Annotated in this window: 9 protein-coding genes; 4 read left to right on the top strand and 5 right to left on the bottom strand. The window is 33.0% G+C overall.

Annotation, left to right across the window (positions count from 1 at the left end):
* Nucleotides 1-144 precede the first annotated feature (144 nt).
* Genes D1817_02915 through D1817_02905 form a run of 3 tightly spaced genes read left to right on the top strand, consistent with a single transcriptional unit; the run spans nt 145 to nt 3,946 of the window.
* A complete protein-coding gene (locus tag D1817_02915) occupies nt 145-1,902 on the top strand; it encodes an aspartate--tRNA ligase (GenBank protein AXT18855.1) in 1,758 nt (585 codons plus the stop codon).
* A 30-nt stretch (nt 1,903-1,932) separates the two neighbouring features.
* Complete coding sequence (locus D1817_02910) at nt 1,933-3,711, top strand: chloride channel protein (protein AXT18854.1); 1,779 nt, start codon at nt 1,933-1,935, stop codon at nt 3,709-3,711.
* Between the two features lie 10 nt (nt 3,712-3,721).
* Nucleotides 3,722-3,946, top strand: a complete 225-nt coding sequence (locus D1817_02905) for a hypothetical protein (protein AXT18853.1) — start codon at nt 3,722-3,724, stop codon at nt 3,944-3,946.
* A gap of 48 nt (nt 3,947-3,994) precedes the next feature.
* Here D1817_02905 and D1817_02900 read toward each other — a convergent pair whose 3' ends face one another.
* Nucleotides 3,995-4,444 carry a nucleoside deaminase gene (locus D1817_02900; GenBank protein AXT18852.1) on the bottom strand — a complete coding sequence of 150 codons (450 nt, stop codon included), beginning with the start codon at nt 4,442-4,444 and terminating at the stop codon, nt 3,995-3,997.
* A 41-nt stretch (nt 4,445-4,485) separates the two neighbouring features.
* Here D1817_02900 and D1817_02895 point away from each other — a divergent pair, with 41 nt between their 5' ends.
* Nucleotides 4,486-6,246, top strand: coding sequence for a 1-deoxy-D-xylulose-5-phosphate synthase (locus D1817_02895; GenBank protein ID AXT18851.1), 1,761 nt, complete (start codon nt 4,486-4,488; stop codon nt 6,244-6,246).
* Nucleotides 6,247-6,272: 26 nt separating this feature from the next.
* On the opposite strand, the gene D1817_02890 is transcribed toward D1817_02895, so the two are convergent.
* The 4 genes from D1817_02890 to D1817_02875 form a co-directional block, all read right to left on the bottom strand.
* On the bottom strand, nt 6,273-9,839 hold the full coding sequence (locus D1817_02890) for a T9SS C-terminal target domain-containing protein (protein AXT18850.1): 3,567 nt from the start codon (nt 9,837-9,839) through the stop codon (nt 6,273-6,275).
* A 226-nt stretch (nt 9,840-10,065) separates the two neighbouring features.
* Nucleotides 10,066-10,782: a hypothetical protein gene (locus tag D1817_02885; GenBank protein ID AXT18849.1), complete on the bottom strand. Its 717-nt coding sequence runs from the start codon at nt 10,780-10,782 to the stop codon at nt 10,066-10,068.
* Nucleotides 10,783-10,791: 9 nt separating this feature from the next.
* Nucleotides 10,792-14,373 (bottom strand): T9SS C-terminal target domain-containing protein, encoded by a 3,582-nt coding sequence (locus tag D1817_02880; protein ID AXT18848.1) that lies wholly within the window; start codon nt 14,371-14,373, stop codon nt 10,792-10,794.
* A gap of 349 nt (nt 14,374-14,722) precedes the next feature.
* A complete protein-coding gene (locus tag D1817_02875; GenBank protein AXT18847.1) occupies nt 14,723-17,590 on the bottom strand; it encodes a T9SS C-terminal target domain-containing protein in 2,868 nt (955 codons plus the stop codon).
* Nucleotides 17,591-17,674: the final 84 nt, after the last annotated feature.

Raw genomic sequence — 17,674 nt, 5'->3', positions numbered from 1 at the left:
TATTTATTAATTTATAGTGAATATGATATTTTATTAACTTTTATTTATTTAATATGACGAATATCATTTTAGTTTCAAATTATCTTAAAAACAACCCTATTTTAAAAAGATATCTTCCTTAAATTTGCAGCTCAATTTATCAATATGTATAGAAGTCACAATTGTGGTGAGTTAAGAACTACAAACACAAATACAGAAGTCACACTTTCTGGATGGGTACAAATCGTAAGGGATAAAGGGTTTATGATTTATATAGATTTACGAGATCGTTATGGCATTACCCAACTTTATTTAGATGAAGATCGTAGTTCAAAAGCATTAATGAGTCAAGCAAAAGCATTAAGTCGTGAGTTTGTAATCCAAGTTAGAGGAACTGTTATTGAACGTGCTTCAAAAAATCCAAATATTCCAACCGGAGAAATTGAAGTTTTAGTTTCAGAGCTTAATATCTTAAATAACTCAAACACACCTCCATTTACTATTGAAGATCATACTGATGGTGGTGAAGAGTTACGTATGCAATATCGCTATTTAGATATCAGACGTAATCCCGTAAAAGAAAATTTAATTTTCAGACATAAAGTTACTCAAGAAGTTAGAAACTATTTATCTAACGATGGTTTTATTGAAGTTGAAACTCCGTATTTAATTAAATCTACTCCTGAAGGTGCTCGTGATTTTGTAGTACCATCAAGAATGAATGAAGGTCAGTTTTATGCTTTACCACAATCTCCACAAACTTTTAAACAATTACTTATGGTTGGTGGCATGGATAAATATTTTCAGATAGTAAAATGTTTTAGAGATGAAGATTTACGTGCAGATAGACAACCTGAGTTTACTCAGATAGACTGCGAAATGGCATTTGTAGAACAAGAAGATATCTTAAATACATTTGAAGGTTTAACACGTCATTTACTTAAAGAAATAAATGGTATTGAGATTAATGAATTTCCAAGAATATTGTATGATGATGCAATGCGTTTATATGGAAATGACAAGCCAGATATTCGTTTTGGAATGGAGTTTGGAGAACTTAATGATGTTTGCCAGCACAAAGATTTTGGAGTTTTCAACAATGCCGAATTAGTAGTTGGTATTGCTGTACCTGGAGCTAATACATACACTCGTAAAGAAATAGATAAATTAATTGAATGGGTTAAACGACCTCAGGTTGGTGCTTTAGGGATGGTTTATTCTCGTTGTAATGACGATGGAACTTATAAATCATCTGTAGATAAGTTTTATGATCAAAATGATTTAGCCAAATGGGCAGAAAAAACTGGAGCTAAAGCAGGTGATTTAATTTGTATACTTTCAGGTGAAAAAAATAAAGTAAGAGCGCAATTAAGTGCTTTACGCATGGAGTTAGCAGAACGCTTAGGTTTACGCAAACCCAATGAATTTGCACCTCTTTGGGTTATGGATTTCCCATTATTAGAATGGGATGAAGATACCGAACGCTATCACGCGATGCATCATCCATTTACCTCTCCTAAACCTGGTCAAATAAAATTACTAGATACTAATCCAGGCGATGTAAAAGCTAATGCGTACGATCTCGTTCTTAATGGGAATGAAATTGGTGGAGGTTCTATTCGTATTCATGATAAAGCTACACAAGCTATTATGCTCAAACATTTAGGTTTCTCAGATGAAGAAGCAAAAGCACAATTTGGATTTTTAATGGATGCTTTCGAATATGGTGCACCGCCACACGGTGGTATTGCTTTTGGATTAGACAGGTTAGTTGCTATTCTTGGTGGTCAAGAAACCATTCGTGATTTTATAGCATTTCCAAAAAACAACTCAGGGCGTGACGTGATGATTGATGCTCCAGCTTCAATAGATAACACTCAGCTTCAGGAGCTTAATTTAAAACTAAATATAAAATCCTGTTAACCACAGGATTTTTTTTAGTAGTTTTAAATAATGTCTAAACAATCTTTAATAAAACGATTTCTTATTTGGAGATATAAACACATTTCTCAGAAAAATTTTGTTTTTTTATTAAGTATCTTGATAGGTTTATTGGCAGGTTTAACGGCTGTAGTTTTAAAAAATATCACTTTTACAATACAAGTACTTTTAGAAGAAGGTATTATTTCTTCTAAAAACCAACTCTATTTTATTCTACCTTTTTTAGGGCTATTATTAGTATATCTATTTACCAAATATATATCTAAAAAACCTGTTGAACATGCTATCCCTTCAATACTATATTCTTTATCAAAAAAAGGAGGCATTATTCTTCGTTCTAAAATATATTTTCCATTAATTACTGCTCCTTTAACTGTCGGATTTGGTGGTTCTGTAGGATTATTAGGTCCAGCTGTAGCATCTGGATCTGCGATTAGTTCTAATTTAGGAAAGCTATTACATATTGATAGAAAAACAAGAACATTATTAATTGGCTGTGCTGCAGCTGGAGCCATATCGTCAATCTTTAAATCACCTATTGCAGCCATTATTTTTGCCGTTGAAGTATTTAGTTTAGACTTAACTTTTGCATCTTTATTACCATTATTATTAGCTTCAGTATCATCAGTTCTAACTTCTTATTTCTTTCTAGGTGATGATGTTCTTTTTAATTTCAATATTATAGATAAATTCAAAATTCAAGACACTCTTTTTTATATAGCTTTAGGTATAGGTACTGGGTTTGCTTCTATTTATTTCACGAAGATGTACTATGCTATCACTAAATTGTTTACACAATGTAAAACTCGTTTGCAAAGATTAATTATTGGTGGGTTTACTATTGGAGCAATGCTCTATTTTATTCCTCCCCTTTATGGAGAAGGTTTTGGATTTATTAATGATTTATTATCCGGAAATCATTTAAATGCATTAGGAGCAACACCTTTTGATTCATTTAATGATAACATTTGGGTCATTATTGCATTACTAGTTGGGATTACTATTTTTAAAGCTATTGCAATGACAGCAACTTTTGCCGCTGGAGGTAGTGGTGGTATATTTATCCCTACGATGGTTATGGGAAGTGCTCTTGGTAATGTAGTTGCGAAAATCATTAATAATTTAGGGTTTGGCTTTCAAGTATCTGAAACTAATTTTACTTTAATTGGTATGGCTGGATTAATTGCTGGTGTAATTCATGCACCTTTAACTGCCATTTTTTTAATTGCTGAAATTACAGGTGGTTATGAATTATTTGTTCCTTTAATGATTACTGTGGCTATTTCATTTATCATTACTAAAAGTGTTATCGAACATACTATTTATACTCGAGAATTAGCCGAAAAAGGAGCTTTACTTACACACGATAAAGATAAAAGTGTATTGACTTTAATGAAGCTTGATACAGTTATCGAAAAGAATTTTATAATACTTCACCCAGAAATGACCTTAGGAGAGATGGTACATCAGGGTGTTTCTAAATCTACACGTAATTTATTCCCTGTAACTGACTCAAAAAATAAGCTTGAAGGCATTATTTTAATTGATGATATTCGTAGTTTTATGTTTGATCAAAGTTTGTATGATACAATGTTAGTTAGAGATTATATGCATCGCGCTCCTGAATATATTATTTACGAAACAGACACAATGCAAAGTGTAATGACAAAATTTCAAAATTCTAGTGCTTGGAATTTGCCTGTTATTAAAAATGACAGTTATTATGGTTTTGTTTCAAAGTCAAAGCTTTTAACTGCATATCGCCGCCAATTAATTAACTTTACATCTTAAATTTAGTTATATGAAGTATCTCATCGCTTTTTTATTCATCATATGTATTGGCTGTATTTTTGTTGGTTACGTAATAGAAGTTTCTTATTCTCAAAAACTTATTGGAGGAGGTGTAGCTGGATTGTTTTTAATTGTATTTCCTCTATTTTCATATTACAGATGGAAAAATAAAAATGTGAATGATTATATGATTACTAAGGAAAATCTAGATAAAATGCGCAATCATGAAAAGTAATCTCTCTAATATTTAATCTTCAATAAAAGTAGTAGCAGGAACTAGATTTCAATTTAAGTTTCGTTTTTCAATAAAGAATCGCTTTAATAGGTTTGAAGCTTCGTTTGCTAAAACACCGCCTTTTAAATTTGTTTTTGGATGCAATTTTGTATTTAAAATAGTACAACCTCGTTCTTCATCTTTAGCCCCATATACAATATTAGAAATCTGACTCCAATACAAAGCTCCTGCACACATCTGACAAGGCTCTAAAGTAACATATAAAGTACAATTTTGTAAATATTTCCCGCCTAAAAAATTAGCAGCAGCAGTAATCGCTTGCATTTCGGCATGGGCAGTAACATCATTGAGTACTTCAGTAAGATTATGAGCTCTAGCTATAATTCTGTTATCTATTACAATTACAGCTCCAACAGGGATTTCTCCTTTTTCAAAAGCAATTTCAGCTTCCTGAAGTGCTTTCTTCATAAAATAAGTATCGTCAAATGGGTTCTCCATAATATCAAAAATACAATTTCAACTCGTACATTTGTAACCGTATGAATAATTTATTACAACAGATTGATTCACCTAAAGATTTACGCAAACTAAATATTGGCGATTTACCGCAACTCGCTAAAGAATTGCGCAAATTTATTATTGATATTGTTGCCACTAAAGAAGGACATCTAGGGGCTAGTTTAGGTGTTATAGAGCTTACTATTGCTTTACATTATGTGTTTCAAACTCCGAATGATTTATTAATATGGGATGTAGGTCATCAAGCATACGGCCATAAGATATTAACTGGTAGAAAAAATATATTTCATACTAATAGACAATTAGGAGGTATTAGTGGGTTTCCTAAACGAAGTGAAAGTAAATATGATGTTTTTGGGGTAGGTCATTCTTCAACTTCAATTTCTGCAGCATTAGGAATGGCCATTGCTTCACAATTAAAAGGAGAACATAAACATCATATCGCTGTTATAGGCGATGCCTCCATTGCAAGTGGAATGGCCTTTGAAGGATTAAATCACGCTGGAGTTACCAATGCAAATTTATTGGTTATTTTAAATGATAATGCTATTGGGATAGATCCAAGTGTAGGCGCTTTAAAACAATATTTAACTAATGTAAAAAAGGGGATCCAAAAACAAGATAATATTTTTGAGGCTTTAAATTTTGACTATTCAGGTCCTATAGATGGCCATGATATTTATAAAATTGTTTCAGAGTTAGAGCGTTTAAAATCTGTTAAAGGCCCTAAATTTTTACATATAATTACCACTAAAGGGAAAGGATTAAAACAAGCAGAGGAAAATCAAGTACAATATCATGCTCCAGGGAAATTTAACGCTTCAACAGGGGATTTAATTCCTAAACCCGAACTAGAGCAACCTCCCAAATATCAAGATGTTTTTGGATATACGATTGTTGAACTTGCAAAGCAAAATAAAGATATTGTTGGCATTACCCCTGCTATGCCTACTGGAAGTTCTCTAAAATATATGATGGACGAAATACCTGAACGTGCTTTTGATGTTGGTATAGCTGAGCAACATGCTGTAACACTTGCAGCAGGCATGACCACTCAAGGTTTGATTCCTTTTTGTAATATTTATTCTACATTTTTACAACGAGCTTATGATCAAGTGATACACGATGTAGCTTTACAAAAACTACCTGTTGTTTTTTGTTTAGATAGAGCTGGATTAGTAGGTGAAGATGGCGCAACACATCATGGTGTTTTTGATTTAGCTTATTTAAGGTGTATCCCAAATCTAATTATATTTGCTCCAAGAAACGAGATCCAATTGCGTAATATAATGTATACTGCTCAATTAAGTTTAGAGTTACCAATTGCTATTCGTTACCCAAGAGGTCGCGGTGTTACTGTAAATTGGAAACATTCTTTCTCAAAAATAGAAATTGGCAAAAGTGAGTTACTCAAAAAAGGGCAAGATATAGCCATTCTTAGCATTGGTAGCATTGCAGAAAATGTAACTATTGCAATTAAAAATATTAATGTATCTCATTATGATATGCAATTTGTAAAACCTTTAGATGAAAAAGCATTGCATCTTATTTTTAAAACTTACAAATGTATTATTAGTGTTGAAGATGGCACTGTAAATGGAGGGTTTGGAAGTGCTATATTAGAATTTGCTTCAAAAAATAACTATAAAAATAAAACTATACTTTTAGGTATTCCTGATGCATTTACAGATCATGGCAAAATGAACGAGCTACAAAATAAAGTCAGACTATCGCCTGAAAGTATTTTTGATATTATAAGGAAACAGTTTAGTAATTACTAAATATTTCTTTGACTAAATATTAATAGCTATTTTATTATTTTTAAAACTACTGGTGTTTCCATTTCTAATCTTACAAAATATACTCCTTCTGACATATCACTAAATGGAAGTGTAATACTATTTCCTATCACACTAGAATTCTCTTGATATACTAACTGTCCTGTAATATTATATATACTCACTGGCACAGTACTAATATCTCCTGGTATACTCACCGTAAGATCATTTATCACTGGGTTTGGAAATGCTCGTACTTCATTCACGTTTAACAAGCCTTCAACTTCTAATGAAAAGATACCTTCACATAGCCTAGATGGAATAATCTCTAATAACCCTGAGCCTGACAACTCTACTTCTATCGAAGATTCATTTGTTGTGCGGATCAATTCATTATTAAATCGTATCTCAAATGGCCCTGTCCCTTCATTTACTCCAAATACATATATCTGACTATTAGGTCTAGCTCCTGGCAATACCCCATCAAAATCAATATTCAACGGTGGTGATGGATCTACATTAAGTTCAAAACTACGTTCAAAGTTTTCACTAGCTACTGTTACTGTTACTATGTATGAACCTACTGGTAAATCTTCAAAAGTTGTAGTGCTCGTAAATGTCTGATCAATATTAACTCCTTGACCTGTTACGTTTGCATTATAGGTGAATGTTGTAGCTAATGCTGTTACTGTGATAACACCATTATCTAATCCTGGACAAGTTTCTGAAACAATCTCTACAGTAATATTATCTTGATCATTAATCATTGGAATATCACAAACATCCCCTAAACCATCACCATCTGCATCGGCCTGATCTGGATTTGCATTGTTCGGACAATTGTCATTGATATCTAATATCCCGTCATTATCTATATCTTGACATACATCCCCTATACCATTATTATCTGCATCGGCCTGATCTGCATTTGGTGTATTTGGGCAGTTATCTACATCATTTAAAACTCCATCACCATCATTATCTCCATTAGGATCTTCTACAAATGATCCCGTAAATACTCCTCTCCCATAAGTAGTAGCCAAAACCTCATTAGTAGATGGACGTAAGTCTAAATCTCTTACAGGTACATTACTCATCCCATTAAAAGATTGTTGCCATATTGGAGAAGCATCTAAAAAATTACTTGTTCTAAACACTCCAAATTGAGTTCCCACAATAGCTTCATCTGGATTTAATGGGCTTTGTAATATCGTAAATACCGGAATATCTGGTAGGTTACCTTCTTTTGATGTCCAAGTCGCTCCGTCATCTTCTGTATAAAAAATACTATCTACGCCGTAATTTGAAATCGTTACCATAATCGTTTGAGAATTCTCTCCAAACTCTATGTCTGATATACTACCTACAAAATTTGACCCTGTTATTTCTGTAAATACTGGAGTGGTATCTGCATTTGCAACATTTAACAAAGTATTGAATTCTGTTCCTACCAACAATCGTGTTGAATTTGTAGTATGTGGAGATACTTTAAAAACAGATATTACTTCTGTTAAAAGTGGGTCTGTTATTAAAGTTTCTCGAACATTTGCACTTGAGCCTTGTAAGAGATTAGAATATCTACCAATTCTAATAGCTCCTCCAGACACACCATCACTTGCGTTAATATATAAAATATCTAGATTTGTATCTACATCTGCTTCATTAACAAAATTACCTCCATCTCTATCTATAATAGTATAATTATTGGATGTTATTTGAGTTCTTACCGAAGGAGTTGGTCCTGATGGGTTACTTAAATTTGCCTGAATTGGCAATTCAAAAAACTTATAATTAATTCGTTGAGAAGATCCTATGAAATACTCACCTTCAGAATCAAATTGCCCATAAATACCATCTCCACTAATGATAGTATAAAAAGGATCATTGGCTCCAGTAGGATTAAAATTATAAGGTGTTCCATTATCTTGTGTTCCTCCTCCAATATTACCAGTTAAGTTATTAATGTCTGCTGCATAAAACTGAGTAACATTATATCCTTTATTTCGAGGTTCAATATTTGTATTTGGCTCTACACCACTTGTAGCAATATTATTTGTATAATAAACTCCTCCATCATTACCAAAAACCACTTCATTTGAATTTGTAGGATTAAATACTATAGCATGTTGATCTGCATGAACTAAAGAAACATCTAAATTTGCTAATTGATTATTGTTAGACCACTTAGAAATTTGACTCCACTGCACACTATTTGATCCTGAGGTAAGAATTCCTCTAAACAAATCAATTCCTCCAATATATAGTATGTTTTCATTATTCGGATCGGCCTCTATAGGTAAATTATAAAATGCTTGAGTTCTTGAGTAATCATTTGAAGGGATAAAGTCATCCACATCATCAGGTTCAGGTAATTGAATAACAGTATTAAAAGCATCTCTAGTTATATAAATATTAGCTTGATTTGCAGATACAGCTGCAGCTGCATAAAAAATATTAGCATTTTGCATCGATGGTTCTATTTCTGTCCTACGAGCATTAGGAATAGTATTTACATGATTAAAATTGACCCCATCTGTAGATCTAAATACTTCACCGCCATCCATACCAGAAACAACTTCTCTAGTTGTAGACAACCAAATATTATTATTTATATCTAGTTCTAAATCATTTGGATTGATAAGTGTATTTGCTAATGTTGTAGATATTATACTGACAAACATCCAGGTGTCTCCATTATCTACAGATCTATAAACCCCTCTTTCATTAATTCCTAAATACCCGAAAGGGTCAGAACTACCTCCTGTCAATCTTCCTGCACTTGCGCTAGCCGCAGCAATATATAATTCTGTAACTCCACTATTATTTCTTGTTATTATATCATTAATATAAAAAATACCGTCAACAAAAATTCGAGATCCAGATTGATTAAATGCACTAGTCCCTTCTGGTCCCCCAAAAATCATCTCCCAATTCACACCTCCATCTGTAGAACGATATACTCCATTACCAATAGCATTACCTGAAGTATACGATTCTCCAGAGGCAATATAAAGTGTATTTGTATTATTTGGATCATAAACTATCTCTACAACAGCTATATTTTCAGGAACTCCAGGAACTAAGGTCCAAGTTGAATTCTCATCCGTAATATCATCATTTACCCATAAACCCCCACTAACTCCTCCTGCAAATACTCGCTCATTGTTTGCATCATTTGGATCAAATAAAATTCCTCTTGTTCTTCCTCCTATATTATTAGGACCTCTTTCTATCCATGCATTACCCGGTGAATCTCCTGGTACTCCAAAAGCAATACTCTCTCCTAAGTTTTTATTTGCCTCAATCAACTCATGCTGAATCTTTAATGCTCCTCGATAATTTGGATACCCTAAATTTGGATCTAATGTGCGATCCCATAATTGCTCAAAATATCCATTTGGCGGTAATGCTCTCGCTTTACGCTCTTTTTTAGAAAGATCTCTTGTCTGTTTGTATGGACTGTTTTCAAGAAAATATTTATGCTTTTCTCTAAGCTTTGTAATCTCATCTACCTCTGTCTCTGTAGATATAGATTTCTTTTCTAAAATAAATTTAGTAGTAACAATGCCTAAAGTAATTATTACTAAAAGCAACATTAATAATATGTTTTTTTTCATTTCAACAAAGCTAAAACTATTAAGCAATATGTTAAATATTTTTGATTTTTAATTTAAAATGTCCCAATAGTAATTATAAATAATAGATTTTAATAAAAAAATTAAATAATTGTAAATATAGTTTAGTTTTAGGCAAATAAAAAAACAGCTATTAAAAATAGCTGCTTTTTTATAATATGATATTAATTTTTAAATGGCTTTTATATTAATTGGTTGTAAACTGCCATACACGACCTATACTTTTTGCACCTGAGTCATCCGTTGTATCTATTCTCCAATAATAAGTCGTGGCTGGATCTGTAGAAACATCAAATGTTTCAGCTGTTAGTCCTGTCTGAAATGATGCTGGATCTGAAGTCGTTCCAAAAAACAATTCATACGTTAAGGTATCCCCTACATCAGTATCTGCTCCATCCCATGTTAAGGCTACCGTTCCTGAAGCTACATTTCCTTGATCTTCCGGGCTTACTATAGCTGCTGTAAATGGTGCATTATTAACAGTACCTTCTCCCATAGTAAAAAATGCTAAAGTATCTGAAGGTTCACTTTCTTCTCCTCGACTATCTATTGTTGTTATTGTCCAATAAAATGCAGTAGCTATTTCTAACATAATAGTTACATTACTTGAAGTTACTATTCTATTTTCTTCCACTTGAGTTAAATCTCTATCTCTAGCTATTATTATCCTATAACTTACATTATCTCCATCTGGATCTACAACATCATCCCAATCAAATGCTATATTATTATCTATACATAATAAGTTAGGCGTAGGAAAATTTACCTGATTAACAGCTACAGTTGGTGGAGCTGTATTTGGTGGTGGTGGTGGTGGTCCGTCATCACTTCCACCTCCTCCACAAGAAGTCAATATAACTGTTAATATTAATATGCCTATATATTTTTTAAAAGAGTTTTTCATGCTATTTTATTATTTTATTATTTTTAAAACTACTGGTGTTTCCATTTCTAATCTTACAAAATATACTCCTTCTGACATATCACTAAATGGAAGTGTAATACTATTTCCTATCACACTAGAATTCTCTTGATATACTAACTGTCCTGTAATATTATATATACTCACTGGCACAGTACTAATATCTCCTGGTATACTCACCGTAAGATCATTTATCACTGGGTTTGGAAATGCTCGTACTTCATTCACGTTTAACAAGCCTTCAACTTCTAATGAAAAGATACCTTCACATAGCCTAGATGGAATAATCTCTAATAACCCTGAGCCTGACAACTCTACTTCTATCGAAGATTCATTTGTTGTGCGGATCAATTCATTATTAAATCGTATCTCAAATGGCCCTGTCCCTTCATTTACTCCAAATACATATATCTGACTATTAGGTCTAGCTCCTGGCAATACCCCATCAAAATCAATATTCAACGGTGGTGATGGATCTACATTAAGTTCAAAACTACGTTCAAAGTTTTCACTAGCTACTGTTACTGTTACTATGTATGAACCTACTGGTAAATCTTCAAAAGTTGTAGTGCTCGTAAATGTCTGATCAATATTAACTCCTTGACCTGTTACGTTTGCATTATAGGTGAATGTTGTAGCTAATGCTGTTACTGTGATAACACCATTATCTAATCCTGGACAAGTTTCTGAAACAATCTCTACAGTAATATTATCTTGATCATTAATCATTGGAATATCACAAACATCCCCTAAACCATCACCATCTGCATCGGCCTGATCTGGATTTGCATTGTTCGGACAATTGTCATTGATATCTAATATCCCATCATTATCTGTATCTTGACATACATCCCCTATACCATTATTATCTGCATCGGCCTGATCTGCATTTGGTGTATTTGGGCAGTTATCTACATCATTTAAAACTCCATCACCATCATTATCTCCATTAGGATCTTCTACAAATGATCCTGTAAACATTCCTCGTCCAAAAGTAGTAGCCAAAACCTCATTAGTAGATGGACGTAAGTCTAAATCTCTTACAGGTACATTACTCATCCCATTAAAAGATTGTTGCCAGTTTGGGCTTGCATCTAAAAAGTTTTCTGTTCTAAACACACCAAACTGAGTTCCCACAATAGCTTCATCTGGGTTTAATGGACTTTGTAATATTGTAAATACCGGAATATCTGGAAGATTCCCTTCTTTTGACGTCCAAGTTACTCCGTCATCTTCTGTATAAAAAACACTATCAACCCCATAATTAGAAATGGTAATCATAATCGTTTGTGAGTTATCTCCAAACTCTATATCTGATATACTACCTACAAATGGACCAGATATATCCGTAAACACCGGAGTGGTATCTGCATTAGCAACATTTAATAATTCGCTAGCATCAGTTCCCACAAGTAAACGAGTTGAATTTGTAGTAAATGGAGATACTTGCAATGAGGAAGGCTCATTTATTAGAAGTGCATCAGTTAAAAAAGTTTCTTGAACATTTGTAGGTCCTGCTTCTAGGTTACTATATCTAGCTAATCTAAAAGCTCCTCCTTGAATACTGGAATTGATATATAAAATATCAAGATTTGTATCTACATCTGCTTCATTAATAAAATTACCTTCTCCTGAATTTGGAGGCCTACTAGTTATATTAAATCCTGTTGCTGCAACAGTAGGAACAGCTCCACTTCCAAAATCATTAGTAGCCCCTGTAATAGGCGTATTAATAAAAAAGTAATTGATATTTTGAGTTGATGCAATAAAATAATCTCCATCATCATCAAATTGTCCATAAGCACCATCACCTCCTATAACTGTAAAAAATGGCTCAATAGCTGAGCTAGTATCTCCTGTTAAATTAAAAGGAGATCCATTGTCTTGTGTTCCTCCTCCTAAAGTTCCGTCTACATCATTAATATCTCCAAAATAAAATTGAGTCACATTATAATTATTATTTCGTACAGAAATAGCATTATTATTATCTGAAGCTGATGGTGTCGCAGCAGCTGTTAAACTAGATCCATAATAAACACCACCATCTGTACCAAAAACAGCTTGATTAGAATTTCCAGGTCTAAATACAATAGCATGATGATCTGCATGCACCAATGGTACAAATAAATTAGATAAGTTATTATTTTGAGACCATTTAGACATTTGTTCCCAAGTTACAGTACCAGCTCCTTGATCTACAACACCTCTAAATAAATCAATCCCTCCAACATATAAAACTGTATCATCATTAGGATCAGCTTCTATAGGCAAATCATAAAATGCTTGACCTCTTGCATAATCTGTTGCATTTATTCCCGTATCTACATCATTAGGTTCATTTAAAGCTTGTATTGTAGCAAATGCATCAGTAGTAATAAATAAATCCGCTCCACCAGCATTTATAGCTATATAAAATATATTCGGGTCTTGTGTAGGTTCTATTTCTGTTCTAGCTGCATTAGGGATAGTATTCACTAATGTAAAATTAACTCCATCTGTAGACCTATAAATTTCTCCACCAGGAGAAAGACCTACATTATTAGTAGTGGCAACCCAAATATTATTATTTGCATCTAGCTCTATATCATTAGGATTTATTCCAGGAAAACCACTAGTATTTTGAGGGGAATTAATATTAAGTAATGTGAAATTATCTCCATTATCGGTAGATCGATAAAGACCTCTAGCATTAAGTCCTAAAAACTCTATTGGAGTTCCTCCAGATGGACCAAAGCCAGCAACAACTGCTGCAAAATAAACTTCGGTTGAGCCGCCAACATCTCTTGTAATAATATCGTTAATATAAAAAATACCGTCAATCAATATTTGAGTTCCTGCTGTATTAGTGGCTGAAGTTCCTTCTGGCCCCCCAAAAATCATCTCCCAATTCACACCTCCATCTGTAGAACGGTATACTCCATTACCTACTCCGTCTCCTCCTGTATAAGATTCTCCTGATGCTATGTATAGTATTTGTGAATCATTAGGGTCTGCTACGATCTCAGATACAGCTATATTTTCAGGAACTCCAGGAACTAAGGTCCAAGTTGAATTCTCATCCGTAATATCATCATTTACCCATAAACCCCCACTAACTCCTCCTGCAAATACTCGCTCATTGTTTGCATCATTTGGATCAAATAAAATTCCTCTTGTTCTTCCTCCTATATTATTAGGACCTCTTTCTATCCATGCATTACCCGGTGAATCTCCTGGTACTCCAAAAGCAATACTCTCTCCTAAGTTTTTATTTGCCTCAATCAACTCATGCTGAATCTTTAATGCTCCTCGATAATTTGGATACCCTAAATTTGGATCTAATGTGCGATCCCATAATTGCTCAAAATATCCATTTGGCGGTAATGCTCTCGCTTTACGCTCTTTTTTAGAAAGATCTCTTGTCTGTTTGTATGGACTGTTTTCAAGAAAATATTTATGCTTTTCTCTAAGCTTTGTAATCTCATCTACTTCTGTCTCTGTAGATATAGATTTCTTTTCTAAAATAAATTTAGTAGTAATAACGCCTAAAGTAATTATTACTAAAGGTATTACTAAAAGTAATTTTCTTTTCATAAATTTTTTTTTAATGGTCAAAAATAAAATAAGCATAAAACATTGATATACAGATGCTTTAGCTTATTTTTTATAAAATATTTTTGTAAGATAGCTTTTCTTAATAAATTCACAAAAAAAACAACAAAATTTAACTATTAACAAACATTTAATATTTTTCAATACGTTTGTTTAAATACTATTCAATTTCATTAAGACAATCGTCTTCTATTCTTACAATACACAATAATAATATACTATATATGGTTAAGAACTTAATGTTTAAGGTTTCTGTTTAATAAATACGGTATTTTAACCTCATTGGTTTTAAAAACGAATAGTTTTTTATTCTAAAAATGATTAAATTCTTCTATCTAATAATAATTTTTTTAGTTTCTATAAAATCTCGATTACTAATTCTAACGAAATAAAGTCCTGCATTTAAATCCAAATTAAATTCTTTATTATTTATCATTTGAAAATTTTCGGACTCAAATATTCTTTGCCCATTAATATTATAGACCTCCATAGTCAAATCATTAAAACTTTTTTGTGAGCTCAACGAAAACTGACCTTCTGATATCGTTGGAAAAATTATAAATTCACTTGCTGTGCTTTCATCAGCAATACTAAGTGTTTCGCTTGTAAACCGCCCAGTAAACATACCTCTTCCATAAGTTGAGGCTAATACAGTATTATTTGATTGACGTAAATCTAAATCTCTAACCATTACATTACTCATGCCGTTAAACGATTGCACCCAATTAGGGCTTGCAGTTAAAAAATTCTCTGTCCTAAACACTCCAAATTGGGTTCCTACTATAGCTTCATTACGATTTAATGGGTTTTGTAAAATTGCAAATACAGGAATATCTGGCAAATCTCCTTCTTTAGAAACCCATCCGCTTGCGCCTCCATTAGTTTCTGTATACCAAATACTAGTCACTCCATAGTTCGAAAACGTTAACATAATTGTACTTGCATCTTCACCAAACTCAATATCAGAAATGGTTCCTACAAACCCTGTTCCAGAAATATCCATCCAAGTTGGTGTTGCATGGGCATTTTCTACATTCAAAAGTGTACTAGATTCTGTCCCAACTAATAATCGAGAGGTTGCTGGATTGAATGGAGAAGCTCGTAATGCTGATATTGTTTCTGTTAAAAGTCCATTGGTTAATAAAGTTTCTTGAATCGTCCCCGAGCCATTTTCAATATTATCATATCTTCCAATTTGTGCAGTAACTACTTGACCTAAAGCATTAAAAGTACTAGCATTAATATATAGGATATCTAAATCGGTATCTACTTCTGCTTCATTAATAAAATTACCTCCTGCTCTATCTGTAATTACATAACTACTTTCATTAACTGTAGGGATAGCATCGCCTCCAAAGTTATTTGTAGCTCCAGTAATAGGAGTATTTACAAAACGATAGTCGATAAATTGAGTAGAAGCAATAAAGTAATCTCCATCAGTATCAAATTGTCCATAAGTTCCATCACCACCTATTACTGTAAAGAATGGATCTACATTTGTACTAGTATCTCCATTTAAATTAAATGGAGAGCCATTATCTTGTGTGCCTCCACCCATGGTACCATCTATATCATTAATATCGCCAGCATAAAATTGAGTTACTGCGTAGCCGTTATTTCTCGGAGTAATCGTATTATTAGAGTTACCACTTGCCGAAAGATTACTTCCAAAATAAACTCCTCCATCTGTTCCAAAAACTGCTTGATTTGGGTTTCCAGGTCTAAATACGATGGCGTGGTGATCTGCATGCACTAATGATATGTCATCACTAAAAAAATCACTCCATATTGAAATTTGAGTCCAATCATTATTATTTGCACTTACAAATCTAACAGAGCGAGATCCATCCATAGGGTCTACTGTTACATCTCCTCTAAATAAATCAATCCCTCCTATATATAAAACGGTATCATCTGTTGGGTCAACTTCAATAGGTAGATCATAAAATGCTTGACCTCTTGTATAATCTGTTGCAGTAATAGTTAAGCCATCTTCATCAACTGGTTCAGAAAGCTGAGTAATAGTTGTAAACGCATCTGTTGTAACAAATAAGTCAGCCTCACCTCTATCCGCAGCAATATAAAATACATTTGCGTCTTGCTGTGATGGTACTATTTCTGTACGTGCCGCACTAGGCACTGTATTAATAAGTGTAAATGACGTTCCATTTGTAGATCTGTAAATTCCTCCTCCAGGTCTCCCAAAAGTATCAGAGGTAGTAGATAACCATATATTATTGTTAATATCTAATTCTAAATCGTTTGGATTAATTGGGTTTCCTCCATTGGTAATAGTAATTAAGCTCCAAGTCGATCCATTATTTATAGATCTGTAAACTCCAAGTGAATCTTCTCCTAAAAAAGCAGCTGGATTTCTTCCAGGAGGGTTAGAAAAGGAACTAGCTACTGCTATATATAATTCAGTAGTAGATCCGATATCTCTAGCTATAATATCATTAACATAAAATATACCATCGACACCTCCACCATTTAGTATTGTAGTATTATCTGAACCTCCAAAAATCATCGTCCAATTAACACCTCCATCTGTTGAGCGATATACTCCATTACCAACCACATCTCCATTGGCATAAGATTCTCCAGATGCTATATATAATGTATTTGAATTATTTGGATCTGCTATAATCTGATTTACAGCTATATTTTCAGGAACACCAGCCACTAAACTCCATGATGAGTTAGCGTTAGTTATATCATTATTTACCCACAAACCTCCAGAAACTCCTCCAGCAAAAACACGTTCGTTATTGCTATCGTTAGGATCAAATAGAATACCTCGTGTTCTCCCTCCAATATTATTTGGACCTCTCTCTACCCATGCATTATCTGAAGCATCCCCAGGCACTCTTGGAGTGATTAATTCTTCGAAATTTTTTCTCTGCTCAATTAACTCATGCTGAATCCGAAGTGCATTTTTAGTATTTGGATATCCCAAATTAGGATCTATAGTCCGATCCCAATTTTGTTCAAAAAAACCATTAGGTGCGACGCCTAAGTTTTTACGTTCTTTTTTAGAAAGAGTTCTCGTTTTTTTATAAGGACTATTCTTCAAGAAATCTTTATGTTTCTCTCTTAGTTTTGTGATTTTTTCTGTTTCTGATGATTCTTCAGTTGTTCTAATTACAAACACAAGAATTAAAGAAAACAACAATAGTGTGGGAAGGTATTTTTTTTTCATTTTGTTGGTTTTTTAAGAATATTAAATATAATATTTTTTTACCAAAAACCCATCTCAACATATTAATTGTTAATAAGTTAACTT

This window comes from Flavobacteriaceae bacterium (genome assembly GCA_003443635.1).
GTDB lineage: Bacteria > Bacteroidota > Bacteroidia > Flavobacteriales > Flavobacteriaceae > AU392.
The sequence above is the reverse complement of the archived record's forward strand: the minus strand, read 5'-3'. Positions and strand labels throughout refer to the sequence as shown.

Coding starts and splice junctions, on each gene's coding strand:
- D1817_02915 (AXT18855.1), top strand. CDS start 145: ATGTATAGAAGTCACAATTGTGGTGAGTTAAGAACTACAAACACAAAT.
- D1817_02910 (AXT18854.1), top strand. CDS start 1,933: ATGTCTAAACAATCTTTAATAAAACGATTTCTTATTTGGAGATATAAA.
- D1817_02905 (AXT18853.1), top strand. CDS start 3,722: ATGAAGTATCTCATCGCTTTTTTATTCATCATATGTATTGGCTGTATT.
- D1817_02900 (AXT18852.1), bottom strand. CDS start 4,444: ATGGAGAACCCATTTGACGATACTTATTTTATGAAGAAAGCACTTCAG.
- D1817_02895 (AXT18851.1), top strand. CDS start 4,486: ATGAATAATTTATTACAACAGATTGATTCACCTAAAGATTTACGCAAA.
- D1817_02890 (AXT18850.1), bottom strand. CDS start 9,839: ATGTTGCTTTTAGTAATAATTACTTTAGGCATTGTTACTACTAAATTT.
- D1817_02885 (AXT18849.1), bottom strand. CDS start 10,782: ATGAAAAACTCTTTTAAAAAATATATAGGCATATTAATATTAACAGTT.
- D1817_02880 (AXT18848.1), bottom strand. CDS start 14,373: ATGAAAAGAAAATTACTTTTAGTAATACCTTTAGTAATAATTACTTTA.
- D1817_02875 (AXT18847.1), bottom strand. CDS start 17,590: ATGAAAAAAAAATACCTTCCCACACTATTGTTGTTTTCTTTAATTCTT.